Source organism: Phytopseudomonas straminea (assembly GCF_900112645.1).
Lineage (GTDB): Bacteria > Pseudomonadota > Gammaproteobacteria > Pseudomonadales > Pseudomonadaceae > Aquipseudomonas > Aquipseudomonas straminea.
The window spans coordinates 451,169-468,156 of record NZ_FOMO01000005.1; the positions used below are offsets into that span (position 1 = coordinate 451,169).

The 16,988-nt window shown below is 61.5% G+C and carries 12 protein-coding genes, 1 pseudogene and 2 riboswitches; of the genes and pseudogenes, 1 reads left to right on the top strand and 12 read right to left on the bottom strand.

Annotated elements, in window-relative coordinates:
• Positions 1 to 31: 31 nt before the first annotated feature.
• From BM279_RS15260 to BM279_RS15305, 10 genes and pseudogenes are all read right to left on the bottom strand, one after another.
• The gene (locus BM279_RS15260) at positions 32 to 1,384 is read right to left on the bottom strand and encodes an OprD family porin (protein ID WP_093505025.1); all 1,353 of its coding nucleotides are present in this window, start codon (positions 1,382 to 1,384) and stop codon (positions 32 to 34) included.
• Positions 1,385 to 1,386: 2 nt separating this feature from the next.
• Positions 1,387 to 2,595, bottom strand: a complete 1,209-nt coding sequence (locus BM279_RS15265; protein ID WP_093505027.1) for an MFS transporter — start codon at positions 2,593 to 2,595, stop codon at positions 1,387 to 1,389.
• A gap of 24 nt (positions 2,596 to 2,619) precedes the next feature.
• Positions 2,620 to 3,057 (bottom strand): pseudoazurin, encoded by a 438-nt coding sequence (locus BM279_RS15270; protein WP_093505029.1) that lies wholly within the window; start codon positions 3,055 to 3,057, stop codon positions 2,620 to 2,622.
• A gap of 14 nt (positions 3,058 to 3,071) precedes the next feature.
• Positions 3,072 to 3,839: an ABC transporter ATP-binding protein gene (locus BM279_RS15275; protein ID WP_093505031.1), complete on the bottom strand. Its 768-nt coding sequence runs from the start codon at positions 3,837 to 3,839 to the stop codon at positions 3,072 to 3,074.
• On the bottom strand, positions 3,836 to 4,870 hold the full coding sequence (locus BM279_RS15280) for a FecCD family ABC transporter permease (RefSeq protein WP_093505034.1): 1,035 nt from the start codon (positions 4,868 to 4,870) through the stop codon (positions 3,836 to 3,838). The genes BM279_RS15275 and BM279_RS15280 overlap by 4 nt, the downstream gene beginning before the upstream one ends.
• Positions 4,867 to 5,874: an ABC transporter substrate-binding protein gene (locus tag BM279_RS15285; protein WP_093505036.1), complete on the bottom strand. Its 1,008-nt coding sequence runs from the start codon at positions 5,872 to 5,874 to the stop codon at positions 4,867 to 4,869. The genes BM279_RS15280 and BM279_RS15285 overlap by 4 nt, the downstream gene beginning before the upstream one ends.
• Positions 5,875 to 6,043: 169 nt before the next feature.
• A riboswitch (cobalamin riboswitch) is annotated at positions 6,044 to 6,239 on the bottom strand.
• A gap of 268 nt (positions 6,240 to 6,507) precedes the next feature.
• Positions 6,508 to 8,943: a membrane-bound PQQ-dependent dehydrogenase, glucose/quinate/shikimate family gene (locus BM279_RS15290; protein WP_093505038.1), complete on the bottom strand. Its 2,436-nt coding sequence runs from the start codon at positions 8,941 to 8,943 to the stop codon at positions 6,508 to 6,510.
• Positions 8,944 to 9,155: 212 nt separating this feature from the next.
• Positions 9,156 to 9,683 (bottom strand): annotated as a pseudogene (mntP, locus tag BM279_RS15295) (manganese efflux pump MntP).
• A 40-nt stretch (positions 9,684 to 9,723) separates the two neighbouring features.
• Positions 9,724 to 9,890, bottom strand: a riboswitch (yybP-ykoY riboswitch).
• 87 nt (positions 9,891 to 9,977) lie between these two features.
• A complete protein-coding gene (nhaA, locus tag BM279_RS15300) occupies positions 9,978 to 11,345 on the bottom strand; it encodes a Na+/H+ antiporter NhaA (RefSeq protein ID WP_093505041.1) in 1,368 nt (455 codons plus the stop codon).
• 192 nt (positions 11,346 to 11,537) lie between these two features.
• Positions 11,538 to 12,623: a polyamine ABC transporter substrate-binding protein gene (locus BM279_RS15305; RefSeq protein WP_093505043.1), complete on the bottom strand. Its 1,086-nt coding sequence runs from the start codon at positions 12,621 to 12,623 to the stop codon at positions 11,538 to 11,540.
• Positions 12,624 to 13,039: 416 nt separating this feature from the next.
• Between BM279_RS15305 and BM279_RS15310 the strand changes: the two genes are divergently transcribed.
• Positions 13,040 to 13,678 carry a response regulator transcription factor gene (locus BM279_RS15310; RefSeq protein WP_093505045.1) on the top strand — a complete coding sequence of 213 codons (639 nt, stop codon included), beginning with the start codon at positions 13,040 to 13,042 and terminating at the stop codon, positions 13,676 to 13,678.
• 24 nt (positions 13,679 to 13,702) lie between these two features.
• Here the strand turns inward: BM279_RS15310 and BM279_RS15315 are convergent, their stop codons facing one another.
• Positions 13,703 to 15,700, bottom strand: coding sequence for a MacB family efflux pump subunit (locus tag BM279_RS15315; RefSeq protein WP_093505047.1), 1,998 nt, complete (start codon positions 15,698 to 15,700; stop codon positions 13,703 to 13,705).
• A 2-nt stretch (positions 15,701 to 15,702) separates the two neighbouring features.
• Complete coding sequence (gene macA, locus BM279_RS15320; protein WP_093505049.1) at positions 15,703 to 16,851, bottom strand: macrolide transporter subunit MacA; 1,149 nt, start codon at positions 16,849 to 16,851, stop codon at positions 15,703 to 15,705.
• Positions 16,852 to 16,988 lie beyond the last annotated feature (137 nt).

The following is a 16,988-nucleotide window of genomic DNA, read 5'->3' on the forward strand; positions in this document are numbered from 1 at the left end:
CGCATAGCAGGCGAAAAGCCTGGCGGCTCGTTCAGAATCGGCCAGTCAGTGGGTATTCGACCGCCAGGCGTAGTTGATCCGTATCCCCCTCGGCCTGGGCAGCATTGCCACGGTGCACGCTCTGCCGAAGCTGCACATTGAGGCCCTTGAAGGTGCCGGACTGCACCACGTAGCGCAGGTTGAGGTCGCGCTCCCAGTGCTTGCCGCCGTCGCCGTAACCCAACCAGGCGTAGCTGCCGTTCGGGTCCACATCGCTGCCATCGATGCCGCTGCCACGTACATAGGCGGCTCCAGCGCTGAGCCCGGGAATGCCCATACCGGCCATGTCATAGGTATAAGCCAGTTGCCAGGATTGTTCATTGGGTGCGTTGAAGTCGGATAACTGGACAGCGTTGCCCAACCAGATGGCGCCGCGCGTTACGTAATCGAAGGGGCTGTCGCCATCGACTTTCTGATAGCCCAGCGCGATCTTGTGAAAACCCTCGCTATAGCTGAGCAACAAGCTGCCAGTGGTGTTGGAGACGCGCCCCGCCAGTGCCTGGCCGATGTCGTTGCTGCGGTATAGATTGAGATCGGCGCTCAGCGCTCGCTTGTCACCCAGCGCATGGACGTAGTTGACGCCCAGATAGCCCGTACGCCAACTGTCTTCCAATTCACCGCCATAGAGGCTCAGTGATAACGCCGGCACGCCTGTGTAGGTGCCGCCCACGAAACTGAACGAATTACCCAATGGCTTGCTGGGATTTGCGTAGTTGATGATCAAAGGATTGTTATTGCTGCGCGAATTGCGATCCGCCGAGCCGGTGAAGTGCCCACCGGTCAGCACCAGATCATCGATCTCGCGGCTATCGAGGAACCAGCCGGTATGGGTTTCCGGCAACAGGCGGCTGTCGGACGAAGAAAAGATCGGCGTCTTGACCCGCTGCTCGCCGTAGCGCAACCAGGTCGATGACAACCGCGCCTTGACTGCAGCACCGCCGCGAGCAACCTCATTCTGGTCGTAACCCTCATTGTCCACCGGCATATGGCGCATCTTTCCGGCACGCCCACCGCCACCATCGAGCTTCTGCGCAACATATAGGTGACCATCGAGTCCGAAACCGACGACGCCCTGGGTAAACCCGGACTTCACCTCGCCCTGCATTCCATAGCCCCACTCCTCGGCGTAACCGTTACGCGCATCGCGCGGCTTGTAAGCGTTACGTGCACCGTTGCTGCGCCCACCATTTCGATAATCGCGATTCTCGTACACGGTACGGTTGACCATGCTCCAGGTGGCGTCGCCGATGAAACCGTTGCTCTTGACTTGCTCGTCGGCGGCGAACGCTGGTGGAGACACGCAGCATGCCGTCAATGCCAGAAGCCCCAGAGATGATCTGTTCACGATTACTCCTTGATTGAACGCATATGCAAAAAGAGACTGAATGCGGCGGCCAGGCCGATACCCAGCAACATCCACCACAAGAGCTGCGGTGGCGCCTGGTCGGCCGGCAGAAAGCGGCCGATCAATACGTTGCTGACCAGCGCGACCAGACCGCCTACCCCAGCGAAGAAGCCGTAATAGGCAGCCAGTTGGCCACGCTTGGCGTAATGTGGCACATGGGCCGACAGCAGCGGCAACACCAGCAGGCTGCCAAGGCTGAACACCACCGCCATCACCTGCACCGCCAACTGCGCGCCTAGCAGGCTGACCAGCGGCTCGGCCAACAGGCCGTAGCTGGCTGCCATCAGCGCCAGACCAGCGCCCATCCCCTGCCCTTCGCTCAGCCAACGCTGGCGCAGGGTGCTGACCGGCATTTGCAGCAACACGCCGACCAGTGCGGTGATCACGAACACCTGGGTGATCCACTCCTGGCCGCCGCCATAGACGTGGCTGTAGGCCGGCACAGCCAGGTACAACGGGTGAAACAGCAAGGGATAGGCGGCCGCCAGCAAGGCGAAGCGCAGAAAGGGCCACTGCTGGAGCATGTCCAGACACTGGCGCAGCATGGTAACCGGCTCTTCGCCCGATACCAGATCCTTGAGCGGCAGGAATCGCCATTGCACCAGGGTCATCACCGCAAAAAGCGCTGCCGCTATGCTGCCGGTCACCGAAAAATCGACGCTGATGAACAACAGGCCTGCCAGCGGCCCCAGCAGCATGCCGGCGGTACTGGCCATGTTGTGCAGGGCGAACGCCTGCTTGCGCAGCTGGGCATCCTGGCACTCATCCGCCAGGTAAGCCTGGGCACAGGGCGTGAACAACGCGCCAGCGAAGCCGCTCAGGCAGGCAGCCAGCAGCAACACCGTGAGGCTTTCGGAGAAGCCGAATACCGCGAAACCGACGCAACGCACACCGCAGCCGATCAGAATGGCGCGCCGGTAGCCAATCCGGTCACCCAGCAGGCCACCGAGCAGAAACAATCCCTGCTGGCTGAACACCCGAATTCCGAGCACCAGGCCCACGGCCCAGCCGGCCAACCCGAGGTTCTCGCTCAGGTGCCCGGCCAGATAGGGCATCAGCATATAGAAGCCAAAATTGAACGTCAGCCCGTTGAGGATCAGTACGCGAGCAGCAGGAGATAGTGAGCTCAGGGTGGTCAGAACACGGCGCATCAGGACACGACACTCTTGAAATAATTAGTACGCCGAACTCGCCCGCTCGACGATCTGCTCGAAACGCTGCCTGGCACGCGCAGGCAAGGATGTAGGAATCTGCACATCGCCAACCGGCAACTCGCCGACCTGAATCAGCATCACCATGCCCATCGCCAGGTGCGGAATGCACTGAATGCCATAGAAGCCCGGCACGTCGAACTTCACCTCGATTTCTTCGTTGATCCTGCCCTTGAACGGCTCGGCGCCATCGGGCAGAAAACCAAGCACGCTGGCGGCATTGTGGCTTGGCTGAGTGGCAATGAACTTCACTGTGTCGCCCGTCGCGATGGCCAGATAATCCGGCTCGTAGACCATGGCACCGCCGGCGCCACGGTTGAGCATCTTCACTTCGTGCACCTCGGCCAGGGCCGCAGTGCAGAACAGGGTGGCCAGCAAAGCGGCGGCGTAGCGAATGGGCATGGCAGTCGTCCGTGTTAGGCCGGATAGAAGCGCAGGATGCGAGCGCCGTCGTCCGGGTCGGTCAGGTAGCGGGCACGCACGCCAAAAGTGTCGCGCAGGCGTTCGGTGGTCAGCACCTCATCGGGTTCGCCCAGTGCCACCAGTCGGCCACGCTCCATGACGCCTAGGCGGTCGCATTCCAGAGCCTGGTTGAGGTCATGCAGGGCGATCAGCGTGGTGACCGGCAGCGCCCGCACCAGGTTGAGAATCGACAGTTGGTGCTGAATGTCCAGATGGTTGGTCGGCTCGTCGAGCAGCAGGATCTGCGGCTGCTGGGCCAGCGCTCGGGCGATATGCACACGCTGGCGCTCGCCGCCGGACAGGGTGCTCCAGGCATGCTCGTGCATGTGGGCCATGTCCACGTCGGCCAGAGCCTGCATGACGATGCGCTCGTCACTGGCGGACCACGGCTGCAGCGCCGATAACCAGGGCGTGCGTCCCAGCTCGACGGCATCGCGCACCGTCACCGCGTCACTGGTGTCGGCCTGCTGCTCGACGAAAGCCAGTTGCCGAGCCACGTCGCGGCGGCTCAGGCTCGTCAATGGCTTGCCATGCAACTGCACCTGGCCACTGCCTGGCGCACGAATACCGGAGAGCAGCTTGAGCAGGGTCGATTTGCCCGAACCGTTGGGCCCGATCAGCCCCAGGGTTTCGCCCTGACGAATCTGCAGATCGACGCCGGCCACGATCGCCCGGCCCTTCACCGACCAGCCAAGGTCGCTGCATTGCAACACGGTGCTCATCGTACCCGCCTCCCGCGCACCAGAATCACCGCGAATGCCGGTGCACCCACCAGGGCGGTGACCACACCAATGGGCAGCACCTGGCCCTTGATCGCCGTGCGCGACAGCACATCGGCGGCGATCAGGAACACCGCGCCGATCAGCGCTGAAACCGGCACCAACCTGCCATGCCGCGCACCAACCAGCAGCCGCGCGGCATGGGGAATCACCAGGCCGACGAAGCCGATGGAGCCGACGATCGATACCATCACCGCCGTGACCAATGCGGTACAAGCGATCAAGGTGGCCTGCACACGACGCACCGGCACGCCCAGCGAAGCCGCCGACTCGGCGCCAAAGGTAAAGGCATCCAGCGCCCGCGTGTGCCAGGCGACCAGCAAGACCCCGGCCAGGGCCATCGGCACGGCCAGCAGCACATCCTGCCAGTCGACCCCGCTCAGGTTGCCGAGCAGCCAGAACATGATGCCGCGAGCCTGCTCGGCGCTGGCCGACTTGGTGATCAGAAACGAGGTCAGCGCGTTGAACAGCTGGGAACCGGCGATGCCGGCAAGAATGATCTGCGCACTGCCGCTGATCGCACCGCCACCCGCCGCCCGGGCCAGCAGCGCGACCAACGCGAAGGCGGCGACCGCGCCGAGAAAGGCGCCCATGGACAACGACAGCATGCCGGCGCCCAAGCCGAGTAATGCCACGGAGACCGCGCCGGTGGACGCGCCAGCGGAAATGCCCAGCAGATAGGGGTCGGCCAGCGGGTTACGCAACAATGCCTGCAGCACCACCCCGGACACCGCCAGCCCGGCCCCGCAGCTGGCAGCGACCAGGGCGCGGGTCAGGCGGTAATTCCAGACGATGCCCTCGTCGATCGGGTCGAGCACGAAGCCCGCCGCGAACAGCTTGTTGGCCAGCACCTGAAACACCACCAAGGGTGGAATGCGGGTTTCGCCCAGGGCGACCCCGGCGATCACCGCCACACCCAGGAGCAGCAGGCAGGCGATGGTCAGCAGGAACAGGCGAGAACTGCGTGCGATCATTGGAATTCGTCAACGACCTTGGCGAGGGTTTCGATGCCGCTGATCATGCGCAACGAGGCCTGCATGCCATCGGCGTCGATGATCACGATGCGCCCGTTCTTGACGGCGTCCATGTGCTTGGCGACCGGGTCGTTGCGCAGGAATTCGAGCTTCTTTTCCACGTCGTCGGCGGGAAAGCGTCGACGGTCCATGCGCGCCAGCACCAGCACCGTGGGGTTGGCCTTGGCCAGGGTTTCCCAGCCGACGCTCGGCCACTCCTCGCTGGACTCGACCACGTTGCGCAGCCCCAAGGACTTCATCATGTAGTCGGCCACGCCCTTCTGGCCGGCCACGTACGGGTCCAGATCCATGTCCGGGCTGGAGAACCAGAACAGCGCGGAAATATCCTTGGCCTGGCGCTGCTCGGCACCGGCCACCGCCGCGGCCAGGCGCTTCTGCAGGTCGGCGACCAGCACGTCACCCTTGTCCTGCACGTCGAAGACCTGCGCCAGCTGACTGATGCTCTTGTACAGGCTGTCGATCTGGAACGGCTGCAGGCGGGTACCGTCGGCGCCAACCAGGTTGTCCTTGCCTTCGCAGTCGGTCGGCATGATGTAGGTGGGAATGTTCAGGTCGTGAAACTGCTTGCGCGTACCCACCACGCCCTGCTCGCCCACCATCCACTCGAACTGCACCGCAACCAGGCCTGGGCGCTTGTTGATCACCGACTCGAAGCTCGGATCGTTGTCGGCCAGGCGCGGCACCTTGGCATTCTGCGCTTCGAATTCGGGCAGCACGTGGCTGAACCATAGCGAGGTGCCGGCCAGGCGTTCTCCCAGGCCCAGGGCGTAAAGGATTTCGGTGCCCGCCTGGCCGATGGTCACGGCGTTGCCGGGGCTTTTCGCGAACGTCAGTTGCTGGCCGCAGTTTTCCAGGGTGAGCGGGTACTGGGTCGGGCCGGCGGCATGGGCCATGGAAGACAGCGCCAGGGCGGCGCCAATGACGGCAAGGCGTGACACGAACATGCGGGTGATCTCCTAATCGACAAATACGCATGACGGCAGTGCGTAGGCTGGAGAACACATCACGCTGCGCGGCCATGGCCGCACCTGTCCCTTGCGGGAAGTGATCACGGATGCCCCTCCCGGACACCCCGCCGGTGGTTCGATGACTGGCGCCTGCCCGCCCGAAAGCGAGGTCAGCCCCATGCCGGCAGGTCTCCTGACTGGTACGTCTGCACAGCGATGCGGCCTTCCCGGAAATGACTCCAGTGACAAGATTGCAGCGCTGCTCTGTACCTACAGTTGCGGGGGCAGTTCCGTTTGGCCACCCGAGGTGGCGACGGATTCCCTATTAATTCCTCGCGGAAACCGGCGGCGGCATCTTAACCAATAAGTAGTCCGCCTGCAGTGTTTTGCGGCGCCGGCTCGTTCAGCCAGGGCAACGCAACGACCTGCGCGAAAGCGCGGCCATTATTGTTACAACATAACATTTTAGCAAGCTGATTCGGTCATGGCTGATAACCAACAGCTAGACGGGGAATCAATACAGGCAGGTTCAGAGCAAAAAGGCGCCGATGAATGCAATAGACCGGCACGACGATCGCCGCCCCATAGAAAAAGGCCCCTGTAGCGACTTCGCTGCAGGGGCTTACGGACTCAGTCCGGCAGTGCGTAGGCGATCACGTAGTCGCCGCGGTCCGGCGAGTTACGGCCGCCGCCCGCCGAGATCACGATGTACTGCTTACCGGTGGCCGGATCCTTGTAGCTGATCGGCGTGCCCTGGCTGCCGACCGGCAGACGACCTTTCCAGACTTCCTGGCCGGTGGCGCTGTCGTAGGCGCGCAGGTAGTAGTCCTGAGTGGCGGCGATGAACAGCAGGCCGCTCTGGGTGGACAGCGTGCCGCCGATGGTCGGCATACCGACTGGAATCGGCAGGTGCATCTTGATACCCAGCGGGCCGGTATCCTGCACGGTGCCGACCGGTACTTGCCAGGCGATCTGCCGGGTGTTCAGGTCAACGGCGGTCAGGGTGCCGAACGGCGGCTTCTGGCACGGGATATCCAACGGCGAGGTGAAACGCAGCTTGGCATTGATCGCGTACGGCGTGCCTTCCAGCGGTACCGCGGCGTTGGCGATGTTGGCCGCTTCGCCGCCGTCATTCTTCGGCACGCTGCCTTTGGCTGGCTGAGGAATCAGCTGCACTTCGAGACCGACACGCATGTCGTTGACGAACAGGTAGTTGCGCGTCGGATCGACCGACAGGCCGCCCCAGTTCATGCCGCCCAGCGAGCCTGGCAGATTCAGCGACGGGTCGGTACCCGGCGGCGTGAACAGGCCGTCATAGCGCATCGACTTGAACTTGATGCGGCACATCAGCTGGTCGAACGGCGTGGCGCCCCACATGTCGGACTCGGTCAGAGTGTCCGCACCGATCTGCGGCATACCGACGGAAACCGGCTGGGTCGGCGAATAACGCTCACCCTCGATCTGCCCCGGTTGCACCGGGCGCTCCTGCACTTCGGTCAGCGGCTTGCCGGTCAGGCGGTCGAGCACGAACAGCTGGCCGGCCTTAGTGCCGAACACCAGGGCCGGAACCTTGCTGCCGTCGGGCTGGGTGAAGTCGATGAAGCTCGGCTGCATCGGCACGTCGAAGTCCCAGAGGTCGTTGTGCACGACCTGATAGACCCACTTCTCGTCACCGGTGGTGGCGTCCAGCGCCAGCATAGAGGCGCCGTACTTGCGGTCCAGCGCGGTGTGCTTGAGGCTCCACAAGTCGATGGCGGCACTGCCGACCGGCATGAACACCGTGTTGGAATCCGGATCGTAGGACATCGGCGCCCATACATTCGGCGTTGAACGGGTATAGGTGTCGCCCACCGCTGGCGCTTCGCGATCTTCCGGCTTGCCCGGGTCGAAGGCCCAGCGCATCTCACCGGTGATCACGTCGAAGCCGCGCATCACGCCGCCCGGCATATCCGTGCTGACGTTGTCGGCTACACGCCCGCCAACCACCACGGTTGTGCCGGCCAGGGTCGGCGCCGAGGTCAGTGAATACTGGCCCGCATCGGCCCCCTTGCCCAAACCGGCCTTGAGGTCGACACGACCCTGTACGCCGAAGTCTGAGCAGAACTCGCCGGTGTTGGCGTCCAGGGCGATCAGCTCGGACTCGATGCTGTTCATCAGAATGCGCTGCTGGCAGGCGGCGCCGGCCGCTACGCTGGCCACCTTGATCGGCGTGGAATTCGGCTGCGTGGGCTGGGCAATCGGCCGCGTGGCATCGAAGTACGCGAGGCCGCGGCAGCGCATCCACTTCTTCTGCTGGGCATTGATCTGCCGGTTCCAGATTTCCTTGCCGGTAGCCGCTTCCAGGGCGATGACGTTGTTGTGCGGGGTGCACAGAAATACGCGGTCACCGACCTGCAGCGGCGTTTGCTGGTCTTCGGCGCCATTGCCGGTCGGGCTTTCCGGGACGTCACCGGTGCGATAGGTCCAGGCGACCTGCAGATTCTTGACGTTATCGGGGGTGATCTGGTCCAGCGCGACGAAACGCGAGCCGCCTGGCGTGTTGCCGTAGTGCTCCCAGTTTTGCTGCGCCTCGCTCGCCGGCGTCGCCACCGGCGCATTGCCACTGGCGGCCACCACCGGATGGGGCTGGAACATGCCCCATACCGCGGCGCCGAAACCCAGTAACAACACACCGGCCGCCACGAAGGCCGGCGCCGGCCTGGCGGTACGGCCGCTACCGTGCTGCAGCAGCGGATAGGACAACGCCACGCAGATCATGAAGCCGGTCAGCACCATCAACCGCGAGATCAGCGGCCAGAAATCCAGGCCGGCGTCCCACAGGGACCAGGCCAGGGAGCCGACGAACACCGCTGCGAACAGCACACCGCCCGAAGCCCGAGCACGCACGATCTGTATGCCAGCGACCAGCATCACCACACCGGCGATCAGGAAGTAGGCACTGCCGCCGAGCGCGACCAGGCGGTACCCGTAAACACTGAAAAACAGGCCGGTTGCCAGAATGACCAGGCCGAGCGCCGCGAGCCAAAGTCGCGCGACAGCCGAAGGTGGCGATCTATCGTTTGCCATCGAATAATCCAAGAAGTCGTTTTAGAAGAGCCCAGCGGGCGGTTAACCGGTAATTATACAAGCGCGGCGGCTGTCGAAACATTCAGAAACATGGCTGAATTCATCTATATGTATCGTTTTTCACGATGCCGTTTCGCTGAGTACTCGCAACCGCCCTACTCCAACGTCCGCAAAAGCCTGACGAACGCGCTGCAGCGCAGCGGGCGCGAGCATCACATGGTGTGCTCGTAGAGAATCGCTGCGCCCACGCCAATCAGCACCAGGCCGCCGAGGATCTCAGCCTTTTGACCGATGGCGGTGCCAATCAGACGGCCGAGCATCACACCGATGGTGGCCATGGTCATGGTCGCCAGGCCGATAGCCAGTGCCGCCACCCAGATGTTCACGTCGACGAAGGCCAGGCCGATGCCCACCGCCAGCGCATCGATGCTGGTAGCGAGCGCCGTGGCGGCCAGCAGCCAGAACGAATGGGACTTGGGCTTTTCCTCTTCCTCATCAGCGTCGGGTCGCAAGCCTGCTTAGATCATATGCACGCCGAGCAGCAGCAATAGCGTGAAGGCGATCCAGTGATCCCACTCTTCGGCAAAACTGGCAGCCGCCTGGCCGATGAACCAGCCGATCACCGGCGTAATAGCTTCGATCACGCCAAAGATCAGCCCGGTACGCAGCGCGTCGAGAAAACGGGGTTTATGCAGCGAAGCACCCTTGCCAACAGCCGCGGCGAAGGCATCGGTGGACATGGCGAAAGCCAGGAGAACGAGGGATAGGAAGCTCACGGTTACGTCTCGGTCGGGCTATGAGTCAATGACGGATACACGCGCCCGACCTTAGGCACGTATCTGTCATTGGTCTCACCAACCGAAAGGTGTTCGTACCACGGCTGCTGCCGAGAATGTTGATACGAACGCTGCCAAATAAAATTGGCAGCAGGCTACTCCCCAAAGAGGCCCGCACTTTACCCAAAAGTACGGGCCGAAAAAACCATTTTCTCTGGGTATCATTCGCTTGCCGAAGGCCGAAAGACAAGCAGCAGATCAGGCCGCGCTGGAAGAACCCTGGCTACGCAAACGCTTTACGTAAAGCACACCCCAGATCAACCCCAAGATTGCCGAAGCCAGCGAGCCAAGCAGCACGCCCAGCTTGGCTGCAGCCAGCAGGTTGGCATCGCTGAACGCCAGGTTGGCGATGAAGATCGACATGGTGAAGCCGATCCCGGCCAGCAGACCGATCAGCGCGACGCCGCGCCAGGACACGTCGGCCGGCAGGCGGCACAGGCCAAGCCTGACCACCAGCCAGCTGACGCTGATAACCCCGGCCGGCTTGCCGACCAGCAGCGCGATGGCCACGCCCAGCATCACCCAGTGCGAAGTTGCCGACGAAAGATCGGTTCCGCCCAGGCTCACACCGGCGTTGGCCAGGGCGAACAGCGGCATCAGGCCAAAGGTGACCCAGGGGTGCAGTGCCAGTTGCACGCGCACCACCGGTGGCAACAGCTCGCGCTGGGCCAGGCGCAATTCACGCACAGATTGGGCAGCTTCGTTGGACGCCACCGCCGTACCACTGTCGTCTTCCAGCTCACGGGCGATACGGCCCACGGCATCACGCGGCAGCTCGCGGGTTGGCAGGCAGATCACCGGCGTCATCAGGCCGAGAATCACCCCAGCCAGAGTCGGGTGCGCACCGGTCATCAGCAGTCCCCCCCACATCAGGCCGCCAGGCAGTACATAGGCGAAAGCCGAGCCAATACCAATGCGCTGCAGACCCAGCACTGCCAGTGCACCGATGCCAGCCAGGGCAAAGCCGCTGTAGTTGAGGCCGTCGGAATAGAACAGCGCGATGAGGATCACCGCGATCACGTCATCGATCACCGCCAGGGTCAGCAGAAAGATGCGCACGCCAGAAGGAATACCTTTGCCCAGCAAGGCCAGCAGGCCGACCGCGAAGGCGATATCGGTGGCGGCCGGAATCGCCCAGCCGTGCAGACCGGCGCCCTTCAAATTGAGGCTGGCGTAGATTAGCGCGGGCATGATCACCCCGCCGCAGGCTGCGGCAATGGGCAACGACGCCTGGCGCAGATCGGCCAGGGCGCCATCATGCATCTCGCGGCGAATCTCCATGCCGACGACCAGAAAGAACAGGGTCATCAGGCCATCGTTGATCCAGAAATGCAGGGACTGGCTAACGCCAAAGCTACCGAAGCCAAACGACACGGGCGCATGCCAGAGCGCGTGATAACTGTCGGCATAGGGCGAATTGGCCCAGATCAGCGCGGCGGCGGTGGCCAGCAGCAGCACCACACCGCTGAAGGCTTCACGATGAAGGAGGTTACGAACGCAGGCGAAGGCATGCTCAGCCAAACGCTGGGCACGGGGAATATCCTGAAAGGACGGGCGCGATTTCATGGACGAACGAGCTCCGCGCGGCGGCCCGACCAACGCAACAGACCTGTCTCACCGCACCATGCGGCTAACACCCGGGCGTCATCCTACACAGATGATCACTTCAGGCACCAGCCCCACCGACGATCAGATGCAAGATGAGAGAACTGTCGAAATAGCGTAACGGCGGCGCTCACAAGGCGCCGCTACGCGGGCTCAGCGCCCGGTTTTGATCCGCGTCCACTCACGGGTGATGATGCGCTGGATTGGCGCTGGAAGGTCGGCGGACACGTAGAGTTTGCCGATCACCTCATCGGCCGGGTAGATGCCCGGGTTGTCACGCACGCCCGGCTCGAGTAGCGCGGTGGCATCCTTGTTGGGGTTGGCGTAGCCCACGTAATCGCTGACCGGCGCGATCACCTCGGGGCGCAGCAGATAATTGATCAGCGCATGGGCGCCATCGGGGTTACGGGCATCGCGGGGAATGGCGAGCATGTCGAACCACAGGTTGGCGCCCTCCTTCGGAATCACATAACGGATATCCACCGACTTGCCGGCGTCCTTGGCACGACTCTGGGCCTGCATCACGTCACCCGAATAGCCGACCGCCACGCAGATATCACCGTTGGCCAAGTCCGAGATATAGCGCGAAGAGTGAAAGTAGGTCACCGACGGCGCCAGTTTCTGAAGCAGCGCCGAGGCCTTGGTGTAATCGTCGGGCTCATGGCTATTGGGGTCGAGCCCAAGATAATGCAGCGCCTGGGGAATAATCTTCACCGGCGCATCGAGAAAGGCCACGCCACAGCCCTTCAGCTTGGCCAGATTGTCGGCGTTGAACACCAGTTCCCAGGAATCAACCGGCGCGCCATCGCCCAGCACCGCCCTGACCTTCTCGGCGTTGTAGCCAATACCGACCGTCCCCCACATATACGGCACCGCGTATTTGTTTCCAGGGTCAGCGGCCTCAAGGCGCTGCATCAGACGCGGATCCAGATGCGACCAGTTGGGCAGCTTGCCGCGCTCCAGCGGCTGGTACACCTGGGCGCGAATCTGCTTTGACAGAAACTGGCTGGACGGCACCACCAGATCGTAGCCGGAGTGTCCGGACAATAGCTTGGCTTCCAGCATCTCGTTGGTTTCGAAGACATCGTAGGCCACGGCGATGCCGGTTTCCTTCTCGAAGTTCTTCAGGGTGTCGGGGCCCATGTAGTCGGACCAGTTGTAGAAATGCACCTGTTTGTCATTGGCTTGGACGGTGGTGCAGGCGATGAGGCTGAGACTGGCGAACAGCAGCTTGTTCATGGTCGTTTCTCCTGGAACAACAAGTCAGGCAGCCGTGAATGGCACTACTTGAGGCAAGCATAGGAACGAATTCGCAGAATTACCCTGAATACCCTTCAAAGACTTCGAGTCTTTTCTACACGTGCCCAACCAAAAAGCCAGCCACATTTTCACAAAATGGGAACGGCGCGCAGCGAACTCCCCCTACATGTGCACAAATAAAACGCTTTGGAGGAACTAAGGCGCGTAACCGAGCGGAGCTGGTTTCAAAGTCGACGTCAAGTGGTCACAACACCAGGACTACTCTGGCACGGCATGGCAATAGCCCTTTCATCGCTTTCCGAATCTGAATGCCAAGCGAATCACACCAAAATGACCAGCAGGTCATATAATCACCTGACAACAAATTCTCAGTTTTGAATTCATGGATGAAAATCATGCCTTATCGTCTGCTGCCACAGATAGGTAGAGCGATTGCCAGTATTGGAAGCAACCAGTTCACCATTGCTCTTCACAATCTGATCATGGAAAAACTGGGCGTGGATGCTGCCCACTTTCAGTCGATCGCTCTCCTGGCCTCGCCCAATGAGCCCGAGCAAACGCTTGACGACTTGATAACATCGAACAGCGGTCAATTACCGCCTGATAGCGCCTCGCGCCTGCGCATTCAAGAAAGCACCGAACATTTCCAGCACAGCATCGTGGTATTCCGCCAGGAGCCTCTTGGTGATGAGGAGGCAAACCAACTCAATCATCTAGCCCCATTGCTGTTTTCACTACTCGAACAACATCTGCAATGCCAACGAAGCCGTGCCGTCATTTCCACCAGTATCGAGGAGCGTTTTCAAGAGCGCTTACGCGTAACGGGCATGAAATTATCAGAGCGCGAAAAACAGGTTTGCCTGGGACTGCTTGCAGGGCATACAGCCCCGCAGCAGGCCGAGCGTCTTAAGCTTACCGTCAACACAGTCGGCAGCTACATGCGCCGCGCCACGGCAAAGCTCGGTATCAGCGGCCGGAACGCACTGATGCGCTGGCTGTATGAATCATCCGACACCATGCCGTCAGCCAACTAGGGTCTTATAACCCTTGCAAGACTCTCAATCCCGGGCTAAGGCATTGATTGGATCGAGCCGGGCAGCGTTGCGCGCCGGCACGAAACCAAACAGAACGCCTATCAGCGTCGAGCAAGCGAACGCAGTCACCACCGACAGTGGCGAAAACACCATCTCCCATTGGCTGACCACCAGGGTGAATAGGTAACCGATGGCATAGGACAAGGCGATACCAATCACTCCGCCGATCAGGCAGACCATGATCGCCTCGACCAGAAACTGCTGGCGGATGTCCGACTGTCGCGCCCCCACTGCCATGCGAATGCCGATTTCGCGAGTCCGTTCGGTTACCGAAACCAGCATGATGTTCATCACCCCAATACCACCAACCACCAGCGAGATCACCGCGATCAGCGACAGCAGCAGAGTCAGCGAGCGGCTGGTCTTATCGACGGTCTGCATCACACTGTCCAAGTTGTTGGTAAAGAAGTCCTTAGTGCCATGGCGCTGTAGCATCAATGCATTGATGCGCTCCTCAACGGCCTTGCTGGGCATACCGTCTTTGACCCTTACGCTGATACTGTCCAGATGCCGCTGGCCGAGAACGCGCCCAGCAGCCGTCTCATAGGGCATCCAGACATTCAATGTGTTGCCTGCGATGAACAGGTTCTTGTGATCGGCAGTCACGCCAATAACCGTACACGGCAATTGGCCAACCAGAATTACCTGGCCGAGCGGGTTCACATCCGGACCGAACAGCCGCTGCGCGGTGTTGTGGTCCAATACCACCACCTGGGCCTGGCGCCGAGCGTCCTCGTCGCTGAAGCTTATTCCGGCGGCGAGTTGCAGATTGCGCACCTGGAAGTAACGGCTGCTGACGCCATTGAGCTGGGCGTCAACGTCCAGGTTGCGGTAGCGCAGCAGCATGCTGCGGCCTAGCACCGGCGTGGCGCTGTCGACGTAATACAACTGATTGAGCGCGACCACGTCTGCTGGCAGCAGGGTTTCAATCGACTTGGCCCGACTATCACCGAAATTGCTGCCGGCGTAGATGTCGATGGTATTGCTGCCGATTTCTTGAATATCCTTGAGCACGTAGCGCTTAGCACCCTCGCCGATGGCCGAGATCGACACCACCGAGGTGATTCCAATGATGATTCCGAGCATGGTCAGCAAGGTGCGCATACGGTGTGAGATCAGCGCGATCCAGGCCATGGCGAAGGCTTCACGGAACAGCCCAAGGCCGACCCGCCAGCCGCGTTGGGGCGCAGCCTCGGCGTCAGGCTGCGACAACGCTGCTACTACAGGGACATTGCTTCGGTCGCTGACGATCTGCCCGTCACTAACCTCGATCACCCGTTCGGCATGCTCGGCGATCTTCGGGTCGTGAGTGACCAGCACCACCGTATGTCCGGCCGCGTGCAGCTCGCGCAGGATGCTCATTACCTCGCGGCCACTGGCGCTGTCCAGCGCACCAGTCGGTTCATCGGCGAGTATCACCTGGCCACCGTTCATCAACGCCCTGGCGATACTCACTCGCTGCTGTTGACCTCCGGAGAGCTGGCTGGGCCGGTGCTCCAGATGCCCGCCCAGGCCCAGCCGAACCAATAGTGCCTCGGCACGCTGGTTCCGCGCAGTCTGCGCGGTGCCGGCATAGATCGCCGGAATTTCCACATTGCTCATCGCATTCAGGTGCGGCAACAGGTGGTAGCGCTGGAAGATGAAACCAAAGTGGTCGCGGCGCAGCGCCGCCAGAGCGTCGTCATCAAGGGTGCGAGTCTCACGCCCCTTGACCCGGTAACTGCCTGCGCTGGCGTGATCCAGACAACCGAGGATGTTCATCAGCGTGGATTTGCCCGAGCCTGAAGAACCGATGATTGCCACCAGCTCTCCGGCATAAATATCCAAGTCGATGCCGCGCAAGGCGTGGAACTCACGGTCACCGGCCATGAAGCAGCGGCTCACATCACGCAGCCGCAGCAACGGTTCGTCGGTGTTCAGGGGGTGGTTATCCAACCCCTGAAGGTCAACCTTCTGATTCATGCTCAGCTCCCCGCCGCCAGCGCCTGCGGGTCGGCGATCACCACGCGCTCGCCCTCCTTGAGCCCGTCGCGGATTTCTGCCTGCACGTTGTTATTGATGCCGACTTTCACTTGGCGCGTCTGTGCGAAACCTTGCGCATCCAGCACCCGCACCTTGTGCGTGCCATCGCCATTGCTGGCCCCGAGTGCGGCAACCGGTACGTTGAGCGCATCGGTAGAGGTGTCGATCACGATACGCACCTGAGCCGTCATGCCGATGCGCAGGCGCTGATCGGGGTTGGGCACGTCGAACAGCGCGTTGTAGAAAACTGCTGCATTCTGCCGCGTCGAGGTGCTGTTCTCGGTTTCCAGATAATCTTGGGGTGCTGGTTCGGTGCCTCGCAGTGTGGCGTAGTAGCGCTTATCGTCACCCAGAATCGTGAAATACACCGCCTGCCCTGGGCTGATATGGATCACATCGGCTTCAGATATCTGCGCCTTGATCGTCATGGTGTCCAGATCAGCCAGTTTCAGCAGCACTGGCACCATCTGTTGAGCAATGACCGTTTGGCCTTCCTGAGTCACGATGCCCACCACAGCGCCATCAATGGGGGCGACGATACGCGCGTAATCCAGATTTACCTTTGCGGTATCGATTTGTACTCGGGCACTTTTGATCTTTGCGTCTAACGATCCAAGATTGGCCTCAAGTACCTCGTAGTCTGATTCGGCCTTCTCGAAATCCTGACGCGAAACGGCCTGATCTTCCTGCAGTTGTTGATACCGCTCATACAGCCGCTTGGCCTGTTTCACCTGCGCCTGGGTCGAACGCCGCTCCGCCTGCAACTGCTCCTCGTCGACCTCGGCCTGGCGCAGGGTATTGCGCAAGACCAGTGGATCTATCTGTGCGAGCCACTGGCCCTTTTCTACCTTGTCGCCCAACTTCACCTTTAGAGACAGCAGCTGCCCGGATACCTGCGCGCCCACATCCACCTGCCTGACGCCTTCCAGCGTACCGGTGGCCAGTACAGCATCCTCGATATCAGCACGGCTAACTTCAGCAGTGATGTAATGCGGTGGTTTGGCTGGTGCACTGATGGCGTAAAGCACCACGCCTGAAAAAACGGTCAACGCCGCTACCCACCCGATAAGCCGCTTTTTTGATTTGTTCATTTTTGCCTAACTACCCTGTAAAAAGCGCTGCCCGCCTGAACCGAGCAGCGTCTGACTGTCTGTAGCGGTGCCAAACCGCGCCGGGCAGGCGCGGGTGACGAGTGACCACCGTTGTTATTACCGCTAAGGTCAATCGC